Source organism: Streptococcus sp. 1001283B150225_161107_H12, from assembly GCF_015552665.1.
In the GTDB taxonomy this organism is placed as follows: Bacteria; Bacillota; Bacilli; order Lactobacillales; family Streptococcaceae; genus Streptococcus.
Map to the genome: position 1 here is coordinate 474992 of NZ_JADNFC010000001.1, position 17917 is coordinate 492908.

The window sequence follows — 17917 nt, forward strand, 5'->3', positions numbered from 1 at the left end:
CTATAACAATTATTTTTTAAGGGGGGACATTTTTATGTCAGAACGTAAATTATTCACGTCTGAATCGGTATCTGAGGGGCATCCAGATAAGATTGCAGACCAAATTTCAGATGCTATTTTGGATGCTATTTTAGAGCAAGATCCAGAAGCACACGTGGCTGCAGAAACAGCTGTTTATACTGGTTCCGTGCATGTCTTTGGTGAGATTTCAACTACAGCTTATGTCGATATTAACCGTGTGGTTCGTGATACCATTGCAGAGATCGGTTATACAAACACTGAGTATGGATTCTCGGCTGAAACAGTTGGAGTCCACCCATCTTTGGTGGAACAATCTCCTGATATTGCTCAAGGGGTTAATGAAGCCTTGGAAGTGCGTGGAAATACAGACCAAGATCCACTTGACTTGATTGGAGCAGGAGACCAAGGTCTCATGTTTGGTTTTGCAGTGGATGAAACAGATGAACTTATGCCATTACCAATTTCACTCAGCCACAAATTGGTTCGTCGTTTGGCAGAACTTCGTAAGTCTGGCGAGATCAGCTATCTTCGTCCAGATGCCAAGTCTCAAGTCACTGTTGAGTATGATGAAAATGACCAGCCGGTGCGCGTGGATACGGTTGTTATTTCAACTCAACACGATCCAGAAGTGAGCAATGAACAAATTCACCAAGATGTGATCAATAAGGTCATCAAAGAAGTGATTCCAGCTTCTTATCTGGATGATGAAACAAAATTCTTCATCAATCCAACAGGTCGTTTCGTTATCGGAGGACCTCAAGGAGATTCAGGTTTGACTGGTCGTAAGATTATCGTAGATACCTATGGTGGTTACTCACGTCACGGTGGTGGCGCCTTCTCTGGTAAGGACGCAACTAAGGTGGACCGTTCAGCTTCTTATGCAGCTCGCTATATCGCTAAAAACATTGTTGCTGCAGGTCTTGCTAAGAAAGCAGAAGTGCAATTGGCTTATGCGATTGGGGTGGCTCACCCTGTATCTGTTCGTATCGATACTTTCGGTACAGGAACAGTTACTGAAAGCAAATTAGAAGCAGCAGCGCGTCAAATCTTTGACCTTCGTCCTGCAGGGATTATTAAAATGTTGGATCTCAAACGTCCAATCTACCGTCAAACAGCGGCTTATGGACATATGGGACGTACTGATATCGATCTACCATGGGAACGTTTGGACAAGGTAGAAGCCTTGAAAGAAGCAGTTAACTAAGGATATAGAAAGGAGGCTGGGACAAAAGTCCTAGCCTCTCAACTCTCAATTATCTTTGGTTTGTCGAGCAAGACGCAGTGGTTGAGTGGGCTCTACTACGCTGATTTCATCAGCTTTTACAGCCCTACTCAACTGTGCAGAGGTGGGACGATGAAATCGAATTCTAACGAATTACCGATTTCTGTCCCACTCTCTTTTTATGAAATTAATCTACAAATGTAAACAAAATGATTGACAAGCAAAATGGAAGGTGTATAATAAAACTACAAATGTAAATCAATTGTTCTTGATGTGAGCTAGAAAGGTAAAAGAATGGCAAAGATTTCAAGTGCGGAATGGGAAGTGATGAGAGTTCTCTGGACTAAGGGGGAAGCGACTTCTACAGAAATAACCAAGATTCTCTCTAGCAAGCAGGACTGGTCTGCCTCAACTGTGAAAACCCTTTTGGGACGGTTAGCAGATAAGGGCTATTTGACAAGCCGAAGAGAAGGTCGGACCTATTTGTATCAGGCTATCCTCAATGAAGAAGAGGCTAATTTTACAGCTGTCAATGAAGTTTTAAGTAAGATCTGCTTGACCAAGCATGGTCACATATTGGAGAGATTAATCCAGCAAACCCCTATGACCGAGGAACAAATGAAGGGGATCCAAGACCTTCTGGCTTCTAAAATGAGCGTCGAGAGGGTTCAATGTGATTGTCAACCTGGTCAATGTCACTGTGCCAGTCATGTGGAGGAAGAGATATGAAAGAAGAAACTTTTGTCGTCAATGGGATGACCTGTGCATCCTGTGTCATCAATGTGGAGAAAGCTGTTAACCATCTGGAGGGTGTTGAAAAAGCGACAGTGAATCTGACTACTGAAAAAATGACGGTTGAATATCAGGGGGAACCTTTGAGTCCAGAGGCTATTTCAAAAGCAGTAGCGGACGCCGGTTATGAGGCAGTAGTATACAATCCAGATACAGCTAAGAGCCAAGAAGAGCGAGAAGGTGACAAGCTACAATTGATCCGAAAACGCCTCTTTTGGTCTTCCGTCTTCACCCTGCCTCTCTTTTATCTAGCAATGGGGCCCATGATTGGCCTACCAGCACCCGCATTTGTTTCACCTGATCGAGCACCTGTGGCTTATACTCTTGTTCTTTTGTTCTTGACCATCCCTGTGATGGTTTTCGGTCGAGCCTTTTATCGAAATGGCTTCCGAACCCTTCTAAAAGGACATCCCAATATGGATGCTTTGGTAGCTCTAGCGACTAGTGCAGCCTTTCTTTATAGTCTTTATGGGACTTATCACATTTTGCTTGGCCACCACCATCACGTGCACCAGCTTTATTTTGAATCTGTAGCCGTGATTTTAACCTTGATTACTTTGGGTAAGTATTTTGAAACGCTATCAAAAGGGCGTACTTCTCAAGCCATCAAAAAGCTCATGCATCTGGCGGCTAAAGAGGCAACAGTCCTACGTGATGGAAAGGAATTGAAACTACCTGTAGAAGACTTGGTCATTGGAGATCAGATCCTAGTCAAACCTGGTGAAAAAATAGCCGTTGATGGTCAAGTGGTTTCCGGACAATCATCCATTGATGAAAGTATGCTGACAGGTGAATCTATCCCCATCCAAAAAACGGAAGGCAGTCCAGTTTACGCTGGTTCCATAAATGGACAAGGTAGTTTGGTTTATCAGGCTGAAAAAGTTGGTCGAGATACCTTGCTAGCACAAATCATTCAGCTGGTGGAAGATGCCCAACAAACCAAAGCACCGATTGCCAAGATTGTCGATCAAGTGGCAGGAGTCTTTGTCCCTGTAGTCATGGGGATTGCCCTCTTATCAGGCCTCTTTTGGTACTTTATCATGGGTGAAACTTTCACCTTTGCTATGACGGTTACGATCAGTGTCTTGGTCATTGCCTGTCCATGTGCCCTAGGCTTGGCGACTCCGACAGCCATTATGGTGGGCACAGGCTTAGGGGCAGAGCATGGAATCCTCTACAAGAGAGGGGATGTCCTTGAGTTAGCCCATCAAGCACAAGTCTTGGTCTTTGATAAAACGGGGACCATAACCCAAGGAAAGCCTCAGTTGTCTTCTTCCTATACCTATGGTCAAACGAACCATGCCTTACAAGTCCTAGCTTCTCTGGAAGCCAAATCCGAACATCCACTAGGACAAGCTATTTTGGATGCTGCGAAAGAAGAGCATATAGACTTATTAGAGATGGAAAACTTCTCTAGTCTAACAGGAAGGGGCCTCACTGCTAACTATGGTGGGAAGGTTTATCTGGCTGGGAATCAAACACTCATGGATGAGGAAGGAATCGATATTCATCTTGCCAAGGCTGACTTGGAGGACTTAACTCAGGATGGACAAACCCCGATTTTCTTAGCTGAAGATGGACAACTCTTGGCCCTATTTGGGGTAGCAGACCGGATCAAGGAAGATAGTTTAGAAATGGTTGCTAGCTTAGAAAAAATGGGCAAGGAGGTCATCATGCTGACTGGGGATAATGAACGGACTGCTCGAGCGATTGCCAAGAAGGCTGGAATCCAGCAGATCATCAGTCAGGTCCTTCCTCAAGAAAAATCACGGGTGATCCAAGATTTGCAAGCAGAAGGCAAGTCTGTGATCATGGTGGGAGATGGAATCAACGATGCACCAGCTCTTGCAACCGCGGATATCGGAATTGCCATGGGATCTGGGACAGATATCGCCATGGAAAGTGCCGATATCGTCGTCATGAAACCGCAATTAATGGATGTTGTCCGAGCCTTGGAAATTAGTCGTTACACGATTAAAACCATCAAGGAAAACTTGTTCTGGGCCTTTATCTACAATGTTTTAGCCATTCCGGTGGCGATGGGCCTTCTCTATCTCTTTGGTGGCCCGCTCTTAAACCCGATGTTAGCAGGTCTAGCCATGAGTTTTAGTTCAGTATCGGTTGTACTGAATGCTCTCAGATTAAAGAGAAAAAAATTGTAAGAACTAGGAGAAAAGTTACCTCCTCGAGTAAAAGAAAGGAAAATAATTATGTCAAAAACATACGAAATTACAGGAATGAAATGCCAAGGTTGTGCCAATGCTGTCACTGAAAAATTATCTGCTGTAAAAGGTGTAGAAGAAGTAAAAGTTGATTTAGAGAAAAAACAAGTAACTATTGAAGGGAAACCTTGGAAATGGTCCTTGAGTCGAGCTTTAAAAGGCAGTAAATATGAATTAGGAAATGAAGTGAAATAAAGTCAGAAAAGGCGGTCCGAAAAGGGCTGCCTTTTTTTAAAAAAACAACAAGAGAACACATAAATAAATTAGGGTTGTTAGCAAAAATATAAAAAAATAGTAAAACATATAGTCGAGGTTTTCTAAGGATTGGATTGACCGATCAAAAGATAAGAAGTAGTGGAAAATGAAGCGTTTTTATGATATAATAGATGCGGTAATTTTTTACCGAATGATTGAAAGAGCTTATACAAATTTACATGAAAAAAATTATAATTAATGGTGGTCGCCCTTTAAAAGGTGAGGTGACCATTAGTGGTGCAAAAAATAGTGTGGTGGCCCTCATTCCAGCAACTATTTTAGCAGACGAAATTGTGACCCTTGATGGTGTTCCAGATATTTCAGATGTGGCTAGCTTGATTGACATCATGACCCTCATGGGGGCAAAGGTGGAGCGAGATGGGGAGACTCTTATTATCGATCCACGTGGTGTACAAGATATGCCAATGCCATTTGGAAAGATCAACAGTCTTCGCGCTTCTTACTATTTCTACGGAAGTCTATTGGGACGTTATGGCCAGGCAACTGTCGGTCTACCAGGTGGATGTGATTTAGGTCCACGCCCCATTGATCTGCATTTAAAAGCCTTTGAGGCGATGGGTGCTAAGATGACCATGGATGGTTCGAGTATGAACCTTTCCACAAATGGGAAGCGTCTTCGTGGTGCAGCTATCTATATGGATACGGTTAGCGTTGGAGCAACTATTAATACCATTCTGGCTGCTGTTAAGGCAGAAGGTCGTACCGTTATTGAAAATGCTGCTCGTGAACCTGAAATCATTGACGTCGTGACCCTTCTCAATAATATGGGAGCACACATTCGTGGTGCGGGTACAGATATCATTACCATTGAAGGAGTAGACTTTCTCCACGGTACGCGTCACCAAGTGATCCCCGATCGCATCGAAGCAGGGACCTATATCGCCCTTGCTGCAGCTGTTGGAGAAGGGATTCAAATCAACAATGTCCTTTATGAACACTTGGAAAGCTTTATCGCTAAGCTGGAAGAAATGGGTGTTCGGATGACCATTTCTGAGGATAGTGTGTTTGTTGAAAAGCAAGAAAATCTGAAAGCTGTTCACATTAAAACCTCTCCTTACCCTGGCTTTGCAACGGATTTGCAACAACCCTTGACTCCTTTGCTCTTGACCGCTAATGGAAAGGGAAGCATCGTAGATACCATTTATCAAAAGCGGGTCAACCATGTGGCTGAATTGATGCGCATGGGAGCGACCATTGAAACAGTTGGTGATCGCATTGTTTACCAAGGACCAAACCAATTAACAGGAGCTCCAGTTAAGGCGACAGACCTGCGTGCAGGGGCTGCCTTGGTGATTGCCGGTTTGATGGCTCAGGGTAGAACGGAAATTACCAATATTGAGTTTATCCTTCGTGGCTATTCGCATATTATTGAAAAATTGCAACAATTGGGAGCTGACATCGAGCTGATTGATGAAGCATAACGAACGATTTTTATGAACATTTGGACGCAACTAGCAGCATTTTCATGTTTTGAAACAGAGCGCCTCTTCTTGAGGCCCTTTCTATATAGTGATGCCGCTGACTTTTATACCATATCCTCCAATCCAGAGAATTTGCCTTTTATTTTCCCAGCACAAACGTCCCTAGAGGAATGCCAGTATGTCTTGGCCAATTATTTTTTAAAGAATCCTTTAGGAATATGGGCGATTTGTGACAAGGGAACAGACCGTGTGATTGGATCGATTAAGTTTGAAAAATTGGATGAAATTAAGAAAGAAGCTGAACTTGGTTATTTCTTACACAAGGACTATTGGGGTCAAGGCCTCATGACAGAGGTTGTCAAAGAGATTACCTTCTTGTCCTTTCAGGAATTTCATCTCAAACAAGTCCGAATCATTACCCATGTTGAAAATATAGCCAGTCAACAGGTGGCCTTACATGCCGGTTATACATTAAAACGACAATTCAAGGGGAGTGACCGCTATACCCGAAAGATGCGGGATTATTACGAGTTCTGCATAGATAGAGGAGATCTCAATGAGTAAACACCAAGCGATCTTAGATTATTTGGAGAAACTACCAATTGGCAAACGTGTCAGTGTGAGAAGTATCTCGAACTATTTGCAGGTGAGTGATGGAACCGCCTATCGGGCCATTAAAGAAGCTGAAAATCGTGGAATTGTTGAAACGAGACCTCGTAGTGGGACGGTTCGTGTCAAGTCCAAAAAGGCAGTCCTAGAACATCTGACTTTCCGAGAGATTGTAGAAATTACCGGTTCGGAAGTATTGGCAGGAAAAGAAGGGCTGGAACGAGAGTTCAACAAGTTTTATATCGGGGCCATGACAGAAGAGCATATTTTAGATTATGTCTCTGAAGGTGGACTCCTCATTGTGGGAGACCGGACCAATATCCAGCGTCTGGCCCTCCAACACGACAATGCTGTTCTTGTAACCGGTGGCTTTGACGTCGATCCTTCTATTTTGGAACTGGGTCGCAGTGGTCAAACTCCTATCTTACGTACCAAGCATGATACCTATACCGTGGCGACCATGATCAATCGTGCTCTCGCTAATATGCAAATAAAAACAGATATTTTAACGGTCGAACAAGTCTATTCGCCCATGCATGAATACGGTTTTTTACGGGAAACAGATACCGTACGTGATTATTTAGATTTGGTAAGAAAGAGCCGGTTTAGTCGTTTTCCTGTCGTCAATCAACACCAGATGGTTGTTGGGGTAGTGACCATGCGAGATGCCGGAGACAAGACGCCCCAGACAACTCTGGACAAGGTCATGTCCCGTAGCGTCTTTACGACAAACCTATCCTCTAGTATCGCCAATGTCAGTCAACGCATGATTGCAGAAGATTTTGAGATGATTCCTGTTATTCGCAGCAATCAGACCCTATTAGGGGTTATTACTCGTCGTGCGGTCATGGACCGGATGAGCAAGGAGCAATTGTCAGGCTTGCCAACCTTTAGTGAACAAATCAGTCAAAAAGTAGTTCTTCAAGCCAATCATTTTGAATTGACGGTTGAACCAAGTATGTTAGAAAAGAGTGGTATTCTCTCGAATGGCGTTCTCACTGAAGTTCTAACAACAGTCACTCGCCAGCTCATGATGAATTCTGGAAAAAATTTAATTATCGAACAGCTCTTGGTCTATTACCTCCAAGCTGTTCAAGTGGACGATACCTTGCGGATTGAAACGCGTATTGTCCGACAGACTAGACGATCGGCTATTATAGATTTTGATTTGTATTTGAATTTACAGTTAGTTACGAAGGCCACCGTCACTTTGAAAATTAATTAGAATGGAAGTAGGAAATAGATGATTACATTGAAATCACAGCGTGAAATCGAAGCTATGGACCGAGCAGGAGACTTTCTTGCTAGTATCCATATTGGCCTTCGGGATTTGATCAAACCAGGTCTCGATCTGTGGGAAGTAGAAGAGTATGTTCGACGTCGCTGTAAAGAAGCCAATGTCTTGCCCCTTCAGATTGGTGTAGAAGGAAGCTTGATGGACTATCCCTATGCGACATGTTGTGGGATCAATGATGAAGTGGCTCACGCCTTTCCTCGTCACTATGTCTTAAAAGACGGTGATCTCTTAAAGGTGGATATGGTCTTGTCCGAGCCCTTAGACAAGTCTGTTGTTGATGTCTCAAAGTTGGACTTTGATAATGTTGCACAGGTGAAAAAGTATACAGAAAACTACTCTGGTGGTTTGGCTGATTCTTGCTGGGCCTATGCAGTTGGGAATGTTTCCCAAGAAGTCAAAGATCTCATGGATGTCACCAAAGAATGTCTCTATAGGGGGATTGAACAAGCGGTTGTCGGAAATCGTCTAGGTGATATCGGAGCTGCCATTCAAGAATATGCTGAAAGCAAAGGTTATGGTGTAGTACGCGATTTGGTCGGTCACGGTGTAGGACCAACTATGCATGAAGAACCAATGGTGCCTCATTACGGACGTGCAGGACGTGGCTTGCGCTTACGTGAAGGGATGGTACTCACCATTGAACCAATGATTAATACCGGAACTTGGGAAATCGATACCGATATGAAGACAGGTTGGGCCCACAAAACCCTTGACGGTGGACTTTCTTGTCAGTACGAACATCAATTTGTTATTACTAAAGATGGACCGGTTATTTTGACCAGTCAAGGCGAAGAAGGAACCTATTAAAACAAGTAGTGAGGAAAGAATGGAGCTGAAGATAAATAACGGTTTCGCTCTTTTCTCTTTTTATGACTTTGTTTAGGGGAGGAAAGATATGAAAAAGTTTCTAAAATGGCTAGGCCAACGACCGTTTATTAAGGGGTTCTTGCGCTTTTATATGGCCTCTGAATCGGACATCACAAGTATAGCAGTGGCCTATTATTTATTGATTTCCATTCTCCCTTTATTGTTGATTGCAGCCAATATTCTCCCTTACTTTCAGATTCGTCCGACTCAGATTTTGCTGACCTTGCGTGAAGTATTACCTGCCTCCATGTACCGCATTGTCTTGCAAGTGATTTCATCAGTGCTTACTAAGCCGTCTACTGGTTTGCTTAGTTTCTCCATCATTTCGGCTTTATGGGTCTCCTCACAGTGTATCGCTTACCTGCAGAGAGCCTTCAATAAAAGTTATGGAGTGGAGAAGGAGAGGGGGATTATCTGGGCGAGAATCTTCAGTATTTTGATTAGTTTTGCTCTGCAAGGTCTGTTCGGTCTATCTCTGGTTTTGACCATGTTTGGCCGGATGATTATTCGTTCCGTCTATGAGATTTTTAAGTTTGACGAAAGTATCTACCTTCGCCTCTTAAATATTTCAGGACCTTCGGTTTACTTCCTGCTCTTTTTAACCTTGCTCTTGCTCTATTACACCCTACCCAATATCAAAATTCCTAAGTTTCGCTATGTCTTCCCTGGGGCCATCTTTGTAACTGTGATTCTCTATGTAACCCTCAATATCTTCTGGAAGTATGTTGATCGTTATATTACTAATTTCTTAGATGCTCGTTTCTTCGGTTCAGTCCTTTTAGCGGTCATTATGTTCTGGTTTATCCTGGTAGCTAAGGTGTTGATTATTGGCTGTATCTTAAATGCTAGTATCCAATATGCCATCGAAGCGAGATTTGAAACAAAAGACGGGGATGTGGTAGCCAAGTACAAGTCATCTAAAGTAGCTTTTCACCAAAAAGAGGCTTCAGTCAAGCGTCGTTTCCATCTTAAAAAATTGAGAAAAAATCAGGAATGATGTTAAAGAATAAAATAGGAACAAGCCGGTTTTCATCCGGCTTTTTTGTGGTTGTTATTTTTGTTGCATTTGCAATAAAAATGTGATAAAATCAATCATAAAGAAAGGAGGAGCAGATGAAAGTTCTAAGAGAGATTGGCATCATAGCCCGAGCCTTAGATTCGATTGCCAATATTGAGTTCCGAGATTTGGATTTAGCAAGAGGCCAATACCTATATTTAGTACGGATTGGGGAGCAACCAGGGATCATTCAAGAGGAGTTATCCGATTTATTAAAAGTGGATCGCTCAACAGTAGCCCGCTCTGTTAAAAAATTAGCTGATAAAGGTCTCATCCGAGAATTAACTGATCCTTCCAATCAAAAGATAAAAAAATGGATTCTAACGGAAAAGGGACAAGCGCTTTATCCTTTTATCCTTGCTGAGCATGCTTATTCTGAAAAGACTGCTTTAAAAGGTTTTTCAAAGGCAGAAATCCTTCAATTAGAAGAATGGCTTGCTAAAATGAGAGAAAACGTAGCAACGGATTGGGAGTTAGTGAAAAAAGGTCAAAAAAGAAACTATAGTGAGGAAAAGAAATGAAATTTACAGTAGATCAAGAGTTTTGGGACTTGTTTCCCCAAGCACAAGTAGTGGTGATGACAGTGGAAGGTATTGACAACCATGTTGACGAGAGCAAGGATTCATATTTTAAGGATTTGCTCGACAAGGGAGTCGCACGATCAAAAGAATATATTGATGAAGATCAGTTCACTGCTAGTCCAGTCGTTCAGGAATGGCGTCAGGCTTTTACCAAATTTAAGACCAAAAAAGGTGCACGTTCGTCAATCGAAGCCTTATTGAAACGTGTGTCGCTAGGACGGGATTTTTATCCCATTAATCCTTTGGTTGATCTCTACAATAGTGTTTCGCTAGCCTATGCTATCCCCTGTGGTGGTGAGGATATGGAAAAGATAGCTGGAGGCTTATCTTTAGGAAAAGCCAAGGGGGGAGAGCCATTCTTCCCGCTAGGAGCGGAGGAAGACGCTCCAGCTTTGCCGGAAGAGATTATCTATTATGATCAAGAGGGAGCTGTTTGCCGTTGTTTAAACTGGCGGGAAGCCCAAAGGACCATGCTGACAGAAGAGACTCGACAGGCTATTCTTGTGATGGAGGCAGTGACTGAAGAGCAAGCAGAACGGGCCAAAGAAGCGATGGATGAATTAAAAGTCTTGGTCAAGGACTATTTTGGTGTGGAAGGAAAGATTGCTTATTTGAGCGCCCAAGCAGCTAGTCTAGAAGTATAAAAAAATACCGTCAGAGACCATAAGAGTTCTGACGGTTTTTCTTGGTTATTTGGAACTTACTTCTTATTTCGGAAGACAAAAAGTTTACTGAAAACATAGTTCAAAATGACTATCATAAATTGGGCGGCAAAGGTTTCGATGGTATTGATAGCCGTCCGATTCATATTAACGAACTGACCGATGATTTGTGGATACTGGGTTACAAAGATGGTAGTCATCAGGAGGTCCAGCACGAGTGTCCCCATTCTAGCAAAAGAGAAGACAATTAACCGTTTCAACCAGCCTTTTCTTTCTTGTTTAAAGACAATGGTATCGTTGGTAGCAAAGGCAAAAAGAATTCCTGCAATATTTCCAATCAAGGTAGCTAGTTGTTCCTGGTCTGTCAGTTGGAAAACAATCAGCCGAGTAGCAACAGAAACAATCGTTGTAGCAACACCAAAAATCAGGTAGGCTAAAATTTCATTATCAAAGATTCGATGGACTAGTTTTTTCATACAATTAGTCTATCATAATTCCCTTATTTGTGCTATACTTATAAAGTTGATTTGTTGAATGCAACTCGTTCAGATGAGCTTCATTAGCGAAACTCAACCCTTGGTGCTTAGCTTCTTTCACCAAGCATATTAGACGCGGGAAAACCGCTAAAGGAGAAAACGATGAAAAACTATACTGTTCGTGACTTGGCACAGATTGCCCTAGTTGCAGCTCTCTATGTGGCCTTGACCATTACGCCCCCGTTGAATGCCATCGGAAGCAACGAGATCCAATTCCGTGTTTCTGAAATGCTCAACTTCATGGCTTTCTACAATCGGAAATACATTTGGTCTGTGACCATTGGGTGTATGATTTCTAACTTCTTGAGTTATGGAATTGTCGACGTAATCGTTGGTGGTGGATCTACCTTGGTCTTCGTTACACTTGGAGTCTATCTTTTTAAACGCTATGAAAAGACAGATCTCTTTAATGGATGGATTCGCAAGGATCATTTCTTATTCTCAATTTTCTTTGCCCTCTCTATGTTCACGATTGCCCTAGAATTGCATATTCTAAACAAAACACCATTCTTCTTGAATTGGTTGACAACTGGTTTGGGTGAATTTGCTTCCCTGATTGTTGGAGCTATTTTGATTAAAAAGATTGCCCAACGAATTGATTTAACTCAATAATCCACTAGAGAGTGGGACAGAAATCGGTAATTCGTTAGAATTCGATTTCGTCGTCCCACCTCCGCACAGTTGAGTAGGGCTGTAAAAGCTGATGAAATCAGCGTAGTAGAGCCCACTCAACCACTCCGTCTTGCTCGATAATCCAAAGACAATTGAGAGGCTAGGACTTTTGTCCCAGCCTCTTTTTTGATGTCCAGACCGATTCCGATTCCTTTTGAAAAACGATATTTTTTCGCGTGTGAAGTAGTCAGAAAGGCCACAGTAAAGCGTTTTTATGGTAAAATAGAGATATGGAAACCAGAATAAAAGAGTTAGTAAACTTACTAAACAAATATGCAGAAGAATATTATACAAAAGATGCTCCTTCCGTATCGGATTATGAGTACGACCAGCTTTATCGGGAATTGGTTGCTTTAGAGGAAGCTCATCCAGAATTGGTCCAACCCAATAGTCCAACCCATCGGGTCGGAGGAACTATTCTCAAAGGATTTGAAAAATACCAGCATACTTACCCGCTTTATAGCTTACAGGACGCCTTCTCCTATGAAGAATTGGTGGCCTTTGACCAACGGGTTCGTAAGGATTTTCCATCTGTCACCTATGTATGTGAGTTAAAAATTGATGGCCTATCTATTTCACTTTCTTATGTTGATGGTGTCCTTGAAACGGGTGCTACACGGGGGGATGGGAGCATTGGAGAAAATATCACCGAGAACCTCAAGCGAGTTCGCGATATTCCTCTAGTCTTACCGGAACCTCTTACATTAACCGTTCGCGGAGAATGTTATATGCCCCGTGCGTCTTTTGATGCCGTAAATTTGTCCCGCCAAGAAAATGGGGAGGCAGAGTTTGCGAATCCTCGAAATGCTGCAGCCGGTACTCTGAGACAGTTGGATACGAAGATTGTTGCGGAGCGCAAGCTCGCGACCTTCCTCTACCAGGAAGCTAGTCCTACTGACCAAGCGACCCAAGAGAAGGTATTGGCTAAATTAAACGGCCTCGGTTTTGTCGTCAATCCTCATCACAAGACAGCGACCAGTATCGAGCAAGTCTGGGCTTATATTCAAGAAGTTGCAGCCATGCGCGATCAACTTCCATATGATATTGACGGGGTCGTGATTAAAGTAAATGATCTAGCTGTTCAAGAAGAACTTGGCTTTACCGTCAAGGCTCCCAAATGGGCAGTGGCTTACAAATTCCCAGCTGAGGAGAAAGAAGCAAAACTCTTGTCAGTTGATTGGACAGTAGGTCGGACAGGAGTGGTGACACCAACGGCTAATTTGACGCCAGTTCAGTTAGCAGGGACGACGGTTAGTCGAGCTACTCTCCATAATGTAGATTACATTGCTGAGAAAGATATTCGCAAGGATGATACGGTCATTGTTTATAAGGCCGGGGACATTATCCCAGCTGTCTTGCGTGTTGTCATGGATAAACGAGTATCAGAAGAGCGATTAGAGATTCCGAGCCATTGTCCGAGTTGTCAGAGCGAGCTTCTTCATTTTGAAGATGAAGTGGCCTTGCGTTGTATCAACCCCCGCTGTCCGGCTCAAATAAAAGAAGGACTCGCTCACTTTGCCAGCCGTGATGCCATGAACATTACAGGCTTGGGGCCAGCAGTGGTTGAAAAACTGTTTGCCAAAGAACTGGTTCAAGATGTAGCAGGTATTTATCGCCTGACCGTGGATGATCTCTTACAATTGGATGGCTTTAAAGAAAAATCTGCTCAAAAATTAGTAGATGCGATCCAGACATCGAAGAGAAATTCTGCTGAAAAACTATTGTTTGGTCTGGGAATTCGTCATGTGGGAAGTAAGGCTAGCCAGCTCTTGCTCCAGGAGTTTCATTCCATTCCAGCCTTAGCTGAGGCAGAGGTTGAAAAGATTGCGGCGATAGACAGTTTAGGAATGGTAGTTGCAGAAAGTCTCAAGCGTTACTTTGCTCTAGAAGGTTCTCAACTTCTTTTAGAAGAGCTTAAGGAAGCTGGGGTAAACTTAGATTACCTAGGTCAAAAGGTTGCGGAAGATGCACCATTATCTGGTAAAACAGTTGTCTTAACCGGTAAACTGGAACGTCTGACACGTTCGGAAGCTAAGGCTAAATTAGAAGCCTTAGGGGCTAAAGTCACAGGCTCCGTGTCCAAGAAAACAGACCTATTAGTTGCAGGTAGCGATGCGGGAAGTAAATTAAGCAAAGCGCAGGAATTATCGATTGAAATACAGGATGAAGCCTGGCTTGAAAGTTTATAGAGGCATGTATGGAAAATAAGATTAAAAAAGCACGAGTGATATATAATCCGACTTCTGGTCAGGAAATCATTAAAAAGAACATCGCAGAAGTCTTGGATGTGTTAGAGGATGTAGGCTACGAAACAAGTGCCTATCAGACCACTCCTGAGCCCTTATCAGCCCAGTTAGAAGCAGAGCGGGCTGCAAAAGCCGGTTTTGATTTGATCGTTGCTGCCGGGGGAGATGGGACCATTAATGAGGTGGTCAACGGGGTTGCTAGCCTCGAACATCGTCCAAAAATGGCTTTTATACCTACTGGTACAACCAATGATTACGCACGTGCTCTGAAGATTCCGATGGGAGATCCAGTAGCGGCTGCGCGGATCATTGAGAAGAATCAAACCATTCAAATGGATATTGGCCGTGCTTACGGAAGTAAATATTTTATCAATATTGCCGCTGCAGGGACTTTGTCTGAATTGACCTTTAGTGTGCCGAGTGAGGTGAAGTCGCGCTATGGCTACTTTGCTTATGTAGCGGAGGCAGTGAAGAAGTTCCCTAAGAATAAAACCCGCAAGGTGCGGATTGAGCACGACAATGGGGTCTATGTTGGACCAGTTTCGCTTGTCTTCGTGGCTCTGACCAATTCAATCGGTGGCTTTGAAAGTGTGGCACCAGATGCTAAACTTGATGATGGGAATTTCACCTTGATTTTAGTGAAAACCGCTAAATTATTTGATATGTTGTCCCTCATTATGCAAGCTGTTAATGGTGGAAAACACGTCAACGATTCAAATATTGAATACCTCAAGACTTCTAAATTGAAGATTGAAGTTTTGGATAACAAGGAAGAGTTTAAAATCAATTTAGATGGTGAATATGGTGGCGATACGCCAGTAGAACTGGAAGTCTTCCACAATCACTTGGAATTTTTTGCCAACATCGATGAAATTAATGACGATGCTCTGGTTCATTCAGAATATAAATTAGAAGAATAATGGAGAAACATTGCTGAGAGTGGGCAATGCCAGTTTCTTCTTACTTAGTTAATTAGGAAATAGGAAATACAAGAGGATGCATCAGTATCAAGTAAAAATCCACTACCATCATCCCGTCGGTGATTATTTCGCCCGTGATATGTGGAAGTGGCATGAAGGAGTATGGGGAGAGGAAGTGTCTTTCTCCAAGCTCGATTATTTTGGAGTTGAGGGGCTCCTAGTTTATAACTGTGAGACACCTCAACACATTGGCCATGTCATCATCAAGGAAGGAAACTGGCTTAGTCAGTCGGATGAATACCATATTGAGCTTTTGCCAGAAGGGAAAGTGCGGGAAGTCTGGTTGATTCAAGGAGATGACACCGTTTATTATTCCTTACAGGCTGCAATGACCAGTCATGAATACAGCCGTCGGAAGCCACACGCTTTTGATATGGCGACTCATTACCAGGAATTTGATGCCAAATGGGGCTATCAGGGTTGGTTGGGATATCGCCAGCAAGATGATGATTACCGCTTTAAACTTTGGGCACCTACTGCCAATAAAGTAGACCTTCTTATCTATGATTCTGTCGCCAATGACAGCAAGGTCTGGAAGGTTGTCCCAATGGTTCGTGGTCAGAGAGAATCTAGCGACCATGTTCGCAATAACTGTGGTGTCTGGTATGCAGATGTCATGGGAAACCTCAGTGGACTAGCCTATCAGTATAAGGTTTATTTTGATTACCATACAGAGGTTGCGCGTGATCCTTATACGATCGCTACCAGTGAAAATGGTAAAAAATCTGCCATTCTTTCTCATCAGGATTGCATCTTCCCTGCCTTTCAGTCAGAAGGTTATGAAAAGGCTGACTGGCGTCTGGATAATCCTTGTCAGGCGGTTGTCTATGAAATGCACGTCCGGGATTTGACCATCTCTCCGACTTCTGGTGTGGATGAAGCCTATCGAGGAACCTACCGAGGAGCTCACCAGACTGGGACGAAGAACGCCCAAGGCGATGTCACAGCCTTTGACTATATCAAGGAATTAGGGGTCAATGTGGTTCAACTGCAACCAGTGACCGACCGCTATAAGACCTATGATGAAGACGGGAATGTCCTCTACAATTGGGGCTACGATGTGCAGAATTACTCTGCTCCAGAGACTAGTTACTCGACCAAACCTCACGATCCTAAGACTACCATGCGCGAGTTAAAAGAAATGATACACGCCTATCATGAAGCGGGTATTTCGGTCGTCATGGATGTGGTCTATAATCATATCTATTCGACAGAAGATGGAGCCTTCCAAACAACCGTTCCTGATTATTACTACCGGATGAATCCAAATGGATCCTTCCAAAATGGTACAGGAGTTGGGAATGAGACGGCCAGTGAGCATGAGATGTACCGCAAATTCATGATTGATTCCTTGACTCATTGGGTAACAGAATATAAGATTGACGGTTTCCGCTTTGACTTAATGGGGATTCACGATGTGGATACTATGAATGAAATCCGTGAAGCCATGGACGCAATTGATCCACGGATTCTCCTTTATGGAGAAGGTTGGGATATGGGGACAGGATTGGCTCCAGAAGATAAGGCCAAAAAGGACAATGCTTATCAAATGGCCCAAGTCGGTTTCTTTAATGATACCTCTCGAGATGCCATTAAGGGAGCTGAAGTCTTCGGATCCATCAAACGTGGCTATGTTAGTCGGAAGTCTACAGAAGACATCATTGCGCGTTCCGTTCTGGGAAGTGCAGAGTTGGGATCCTTCCTAACTCCAAGTCAGGTCCTCAACTATGTTGAAGCCCATGACAACTACAACCTCTACGATTTACTTTCTTATGTCCACCCAAATGATTCTCAGGAAAAAATTAAGAAGCAGGTAGAAATGGCGACAGCCATGAATCTCCTCTTCCAAGGGATGGCCTTTATGCAGGTTGGACAAGAGTTTCTACGAACCAAACTAGTTGCAACGGGCGAAGATGGTGAAGTGACACATGAAGATCGAGAACGGGCTATGAATTCCTATAATGCGCCAGATGCCGTCAACCAAGTCGATTGGGATTTAGTATCTGTCAACAAGGATACAATCGAATATGTGCGTCAAATCATTCATTTGAAGAAGACCCTACCTGCCTTGTCCCTCGAATCTTATGAGGAGATTTATCAACATGTTTTTGTACATACTGCCGATATGGGTAGTGGTGTTGTGGTCTTTGAATTGACCTGGGATAAACACTATTATGTTATCTTTAACACCAGTGGACTACCATTCTATCTCCAGAACGCAAATCATCTTGAGCTCCTTGTTGGAAATAGTCGAAACAAACGTCCATTCTATGTAGAGAATTTAACAGCATCTGTCTTTGAATGGAAGAAATAAATAAAAAAAAATAAAATTGGGATTTCCCAATCTTATTTCAAATAGAAGATAATGCTCTCTTAAAAACTTTCCTTAGGTGAGTCCGGACGTCAGCGAACTTCTCTGAAGTTCCAAGACTTAGTTTTGAACCTAAAGTTTCAAA

At 43.0% G+C, this 17917-nt stretch carries 16 protein-coding genes and 1 riboswitch; of the genes, 15 read left to right on the forward strand and 1 reads right to left on the reverse strand.

Annotated features, from left to right (window positions below; genetic code table 11):
- The first annotated feature begins 34 nt into the window (after window positions 1–34).
- The 11 genes from metK to I2C87_RS02195 all read left to right on the forward strand — a co-directional run bounded on the left by metK (window position 35) and on the right by I2C87_RS02195 (window position 11009).
- The gene (gene metK, locus I2C87_RS02145) at window positions 35–1225 is read left to right on the forward strand and encodes a methionine adenosyltransferase (RefSeq protein ID WP_195323809.1); all 1191 of its coding nucleotides are present in this window, start codon (window positions 35–37) and stop codon (window positions 1223–1225) included.
- A gap of 312 nt (window positions 1226–1537) precedes the next feature.
- Window positions 1538–1972 carry a CopY/TcrY family copper transport repressor gene (locus I2C87_RS02150; RefSeq protein ID WP_195323810.1) on the forward strand — a complete coding sequence of 145 codons (435 nt, stop codon included), beginning with the start codon at window positions 1538–1540 and terminating at the stop codon, window positions 1970–1972.
- The gene (locus I2C87_RS02155) at window positions 1969–4197 is read left to right on the forward strand and encodes a heavy metal translocating P-type ATPase (RefSeq protein WP_195323811.1); all 2229 of its coding nucleotides are present in this window, start codon (window positions 1969–1971) and stop codon (window positions 4195–4197) included. Before I2C87_RS02150 ends, I2C87_RS02155 begins: the two co-directional genes overlap by 4 nt.
- A gap of 48 nt (window positions 4198–4245) precedes the next feature.
- On the forward strand, window positions 4246–4452 hold the full coding sequence (gene copZ, locus I2C87_RS02160) for a copper chaperone CopZ (RefSeq protein WP_129269436.1): 207 nt from the start codon (window positions 4246–4248) through the stop codon (window positions 4450–4452).
- 239 nt (window positions 4453–4691) lie between these two features.
- Entirely contained in the window at window positions 4692–5954 is a 1263-nt protein-coding gene (locus tag I2C87_RS02165; protein ID WP_156676532.1) for a UDP-N-acetylglucosamine 1-carboxyvinyltransferase, read from the forward strand.
- Window positions 5955–5966: 12 nt separating this feature from the next.
- Window positions 5967–6518 (forward strand): GNAT family N-acetyltransferase, encoded by a 552-nt coding sequence (locus I2C87_RS02170; RefSeq protein WP_156676531.1) that lies wholly within the window; start codon window positions 5967–5969, stop codon window positions 6516–6518.
- Window positions 6511–7788, forward strand: a complete 1278-nt coding sequence (gene spxR / locus I2C87_RS02175; RefSeq protein ID WP_156676530.1) for a CBS-HotDog domain-containing transcription factor SpxR — start codon at window positions 6511–6513, stop codon at window positions 7786–7788. Before I2C87_RS02170 ends, spxR begins: the two co-directional genes overlap by 8 nt.
- 18 nt (window positions 7789–7806) lie before the next feature.
- Window positions 7807–8667 carry a methionyl aminopeptidase gene (locus I2C87_RS02180; protein ID WP_006596064.1) on the forward strand — a complete coding sequence of 287 codons (861 nt, stop codon included), beginning with the start codon at window positions 7807–7809 and terminating at the stop codon, window positions 8665–8667.
- 88 nt (window positions 8668–8755) lie between these two features.
- Window positions 8756–9724: a YihY/virulence factor BrkB family protein gene (locus I2C87_RS02185; RefSeq protein ID WP_195323812.1), complete on the forward strand. Its 969-nt coding sequence runs from the start codon at window positions 8756–8758 to the stop codon at window positions 9722–9724.
- 116 nt (window positions 9725–9840) lie between these two features.
- The gene (locus I2C87_RS02190) at window positions 9841–10305 is read left to right on the forward strand and encodes a MarR family winged helix-turn-helix transcriptional regulator (protein ID WP_195323813.1); all 465 of its coding nucleotides are present in this window, start codon (window positions 9841–9843) and stop codon (window positions 10303–10305) included.
- On the forward strand, window positions 10302–11009 hold the full coding sequence (locus tag I2C87_RS02195) for a B3/4 domain-containing protein (RefSeq protein ID WP_195323814.1): 708 nt from the start codon (window positions 10302–10304) through the stop codon (window positions 11007–11009). The genes I2C87_RS02190 and I2C87_RS02195 overlap by 4 nt, the downstream gene beginning before the upstream one ends.
- A 56-nt stretch (window positions 11010–11065) precedes the next feature.
- On the opposite strand, the gene I2C87_RS02200 is transcribed toward I2C87_RS02195, so the two are convergent.
- Window positions 11066–11503: a GtrA family protein gene (locus tag I2C87_RS02200; RefSeq protein WP_129269423.1), complete on the reverse strand. Its 438-nt coding sequence runs from the start codon at window positions 11501–11503 to the stop codon at window positions 11066–11068.
- Between the two features lie 28 nt (window positions 11504–11531).
- Window positions 11532–11668: riboswitch (PreQ1 riboswitch) on the forward strand.
- Between I2C87_RS02200 and I2C87_RS02205 the strand changes: the two genes are divergently transcribed.
- The 4 genes from I2C87_RS02205 to pulA all read left to right on the forward strand — a co-directional run bounded on the left by I2C87_RS02205 (window position 11666) and on the right by pulA (window position 17775).
- Complete coding sequence (locus tag I2C87_RS02205; RefSeq protein WP_048716949.1) at window positions 11666–12175, forward strand: QueT transporter family protein; 510 nt, start codon at window positions 11666–11668, stop codon at window positions 12173–12175. Its footprint overlaps the riboswitch before it by 3 nt.
- A 290-nt stretch (window positions 12176–12465) precedes the next feature.
- Complete coding sequence (ligA, locus tag I2C87_RS02210) at window positions 12466–14424, forward strand: NAD-dependent DNA ligase LigA (RefSeq protein WP_195323815.1); 1959 nt, start codon at window positions 12466–12468, stop codon at window positions 14422–14424.
- 8 nt (window positions 14425–14432) lie between these two features.
- Window positions 14433–15401 (forward strand): diacylglycerol kinase family lipid kinase, encoded by a 969-nt coding sequence (locus I2C87_RS02215; protein ID WP_195323816.1) that lies wholly within the window; start codon window positions 14433–14435, stop codon window positions 15399–15401.
- A 76-nt stretch (window positions 15402–15477) separates the two neighbouring features.
- Window positions 15478–17775, forward strand: a complete 2298-nt coding sequence (gene pulA / locus I2C87_RS02220; protein WP_195323817.1) for a type I pullulanase — start codon at window positions 15478–15480, stop codon at window positions 17773–17775.
- Window positions 17776–17917: the final 142 nt, after the last annotated feature.

Coding starts and splice junctions, on each gene's coding strand:
- metK (WP_195323809.1), top strand. CDS start 35: ATGTCAGAACGTAAATTATTCACGTCTGAATCGGTATCTGAGGGGCAT.
- I2C87_RS02150 (WP_195323810.1), top strand. CDS start 1,538: ATGGCAAAGATTTCAAGTGCGGAATGGGAAGTGATGAGAGTTCTCTGG.
- I2C87_RS02155 (WP_195323811.1), top strand. CDS start 1,969: ATGAAAGAAGAAACTTTTGTCGTCAATGGGATGACCTGTGCATCCTGT.
- copZ (WP_129269436.1), top strand. CDS start 4,246: ATGTCAAAAACATACGAAATTACAGGAATGAAATGCCAAGGTTGTGCC.
- I2C87_RS02165 (WP_156676532.1), top strand. CDS start 4,692: ATGAAAAAAATTATAATTAATGGTGGTCGCCCTTTAAAAGGTGAGGTG.
- I2C87_RS02170 (WP_156676531.1), top strand. CDS start 5,967: ATGAACATTTGGACGCAACTAGCAGCATTTTCATGTTTTGAAACAGAG.
- spxR (WP_156676530.1), top strand. CDS start 6,511: ATGAGTAAACACCAAGCGATCTTAGATTATTTGGAGAAACTACCAATT.
- I2C87_RS02180 (WP_006596064.1), top strand. CDS start 7,807: ATGATTACATTGAAATCACAGCGTGAAATCGAAGCTATGGACCGAGCA.
- I2C87_RS02185 (WP_195323812.1), top strand. CDS start 8,756: ATGAAAAAGTTTCTAAAATGGCTAGGCCAACGACCGTTTATTAAGGGG.
- I2C87_RS02190 (WP_195323813.1), top strand. CDS start 9,841: ATGAAAGTTCTAAGAGAGATTGGCATCATAGCCCGAGCCTTAGATTCG.
- I2C87_RS02195 (WP_195323814.1), top strand. CDS start 10,302: ATGAAATTTACAGTAGATCAAGAGTTTTGGGACTTGTTTCCCCAAGCA.
- I2C87_RS02200 (WP_129269423.1), bottom strand. CDS start 11,503: ATGAAAAAACTAGTCCATCGAATCTTTGATAATGAAATTTTAGCCTAC.
- I2C87_RS02205 (WP_048716949.1), top strand. CDS start 11,666: ATGAAAAACTATACTGTTCGTGACTTGGCACAGATTGCCCTAGTTGCA.
- ligA (WP_195323815.1), top strand. CDS start 12,466: ATGGAAACCAGAATAAAAGAGTTAGTAAACTTACTAAACAAATATGCA.
- I2C87_RS02215 (WP_195323816.1), top strand. CDS start 14,433: ATGGAAAATAAGATTAAAAAAGCACGAGTGATATATAATCCGACTTCT.
- pulA (WP_195323817.1), top strand. CDS start 15,478: ATGCATCAGTATCAAGTAAAAATCCACTACCATCATCCCGTCGGTGAT.